This is a genomic window from Pseudomonas sp. Colony2 (assembly GCF_019382755.1).
Taxonomy (GTDB): domain Bacteria; phylum Pseudomonadota; class Gammaproteobacteria; order Pseudomonadales; family Pseudomonadaceae; genus Aquipseudomonas.
In genome coordinates this window covers 2,536,117-2,538,637 of record NZ_CP080030.1, presented here as the reverse complement: position 1 = coordinate 2,538,637, position 2,521 = coordinate 2,536,117, and the positions used below count along the sequence as shown (strand labels likewise).

At 58.3% G+C, this 2,521-nt stretch carries 1 protein-coding gene; it reads left to right on the top strand.

The window, feature by feature from the left end; genetic code table 11:
- Positions 1-24: 24 nt before the first annotated feature.
- Positions 25-2,521, top strand: a 2,497-nt coding sequence (locus JV201_RS10160) for a 3'-5' exonuclease (RefSeq protein ID WP_257903303.1), incomplete at its 3' end; no start/stop codon positions are given.

The following is a 2,521-nucleotide window of genomic DNA, read 5'->3' as shown; positions in this document are numbered from 1 at the left end:
ACGGCTGACTATGTATCCCTGCTCATGGATTTTCACCGTGAGTTGCTGCAAGGCAACGCGCGCTGGAGTGCCTGGGCAAAGTTGGCCAAATCGGCCCCGGAAGCCAAGCTCAAGCCTTTGGTTGCAAGCCTGACCGAAACGGTCGAGCGCTACGCCGAACACACGGACTTGCATCGCGATATCACGGTGTATCTGGAACAAATGTTCACCTTGGCCATCGACGCATTGCACGTGTACGGCCAGAGCAAACTTGAGCTCGGCGTGCTGGACTTTGCCGACCAGGAACATGCATTGCTGAAACTGCTAGACAACCCCGCCGTGATTCAGGTGCTGGAGCAAGAACTTGATCTGGTCATGGTTGACGAGTTCCAGGACACCAGCCCGATGCAGTTGGCGGTCTTCCTGAAGCTTTCTCGCTTTGCCAAACGGGTTTACTGGGTAGGCGATATCAAGCAAGCCATCTATGGCTTCCGTGGCAGCGACTGTGCATTGATGCAGGCCATCCTGAACGCCTTGCCCGAACTGGGTGGTGAGAAACAGGTGTTGCCCAACTCGTGGCGCTCACGACCGGAGTTGGTCGAACTGGCCAACGAAGTATTCAGTCAGGCGTTCGCCAACAGCTTGCCGCCCGATGAAGTCCGGCTGTTACCCACCCGCGAGGATCAATTGCCCGGGCCCGCATTCGCCAACTGGCTACTCGATGGTAGCAACGCCGAGCAGCAGGTGAGTGCGTTGGCTGAAGGGATTGGCCAACTGGTGAACAGTCGGCATCAGATATTCGATAAAGCCACCAAAGAAATCCGTGACGTCCGACTGGGCGATATCACTGTACTTTGCTACTCCCACAGCAACGTCGCCAAAGTGGCTGCCGCCCTTGCCGCGGCAGGCATGCCCTGCTCCACCGCGCAGCCGGGATTGCTGGCTACTGCAGAAGCAACCCTGGCGCTAGCGTGCTTGCGTCGCTTGAATGATCCCTCCGATACACTGGCTACTGCGCAGATTGTCTCGCTGGCTGAGGCCGAAGAGCCAGAGAGTTGGGTTGCGGAGCGCCTGCGTTATTTAAATGCGGGTCATCCAAAAGCGCTGTGGCGCGAGCAAGACGTCGACGAATATCGGGCGCACCCCTTGGTTGCGGCAGTGGCGCGGCTGCGCGCTGACCTTCCATTGCTGACGCCTGTGGAAGCGTTGCAGCGCTTGATCGCCGAGTGTGACTTGCCCTCGCGCGTCACAAGTTGGTCGACCTCCCCAGCACAGACTCAAAAGCGCATGGCCAACCTCGACGCATTAATCGACTTGGCGCAGCAGTATGAGGACCTCTGCCGAAATGGCCTAGGGGCTGCATCTCTCTCCGGGCTGGTGCTCTGGTTGGGCGAAACGGCCAACGCCAACAACGATGCATTGGCCACACCGGCGTTGAACGCCGTTCAGGCGATGACCCACCACGCCAGCAAAGGCCTAGAATGGCCAGTGGTAATCCTGATGGATTTGGCGCGCGATATTGGCGACCGTCTATGGTCCGTTTCTTCGCGCTCCAATAGCGCGTTCGATCCGCACAAACCATTGCACGACCGCTTCATCCGCTACTGGCCTTGGCCTCTAGGCAAACAGCAGAAGGTCCCGCTGGCCGAGAAGTTCGAGCAGACCAGCCTGGCCCAAACGTGCCGAGAGGAAGCTGTTGAAGAAGCAAAACGCCTGCTCTACGTGAGCATGACCCGAGCCCGCGATCTGCTGGTGATTGCACGTTCCAGCAGAAAAACAACTGGGCAGTGGCTCGACTGCGTCCAGGCTCCGTGGCTGATGACAACCCCAGGCGAGCAGGTTCTACGTTTACCTAACGGAAAAACGCTGCCGGCCGACTGTCGAACACTGACCGCCGGCAATGCGCCAGAACCTATCGCAGTTGCCGTGCAAAACCTGCATTGGTTTGCCCCACTGGTATTTGCCGAGCCCCTTATACAACTGAGCTTTCAGCCGTCCAGTAACGTCATCCGATCGGTGACAGGCGCCGGAGAAAAATGCCAAATCGGCACCCGTATTGCCTTGCAGGGCAACCCGGAAATGAGTGCATTGGGGACCGCGATTCACGCCAGCTTGTGCCTTTCGTTTACAGATCCAAACCGTCCCGTCGTCCTGGACGAAGTGCAGAGTTTGTTGCTCGGGCATGGAGTGCACGAGCATGTAAGCGCCGGCCAAGTTATGAGCCAGCTGTTTGCGTTGCATTCCTGGATCGAGTCCCGGTGGCCGCAAGCTAAAGCCATGGCCGAGTACCCGGTGCAACAGCTGCTCACCTCGGGGCAGGTACTGAATGGGCGGATTGACCTGTTGTTGGATACGCAAGATGGCTGGGTACTGATTGACCACAAATCCAATCCATCTCCCGAGGCGCAGTGGGAGCGGCTGGCTCAAGAACATGCTGGCCAACTTGACGCGTATGCCCAAGCGATTGAGGCGGCATCTGGTCGGCCGGTAAATGAAGCGTGGATCTTCCTGCCTACGGCGGCCGGCTCCGTTCGGGTTTTCT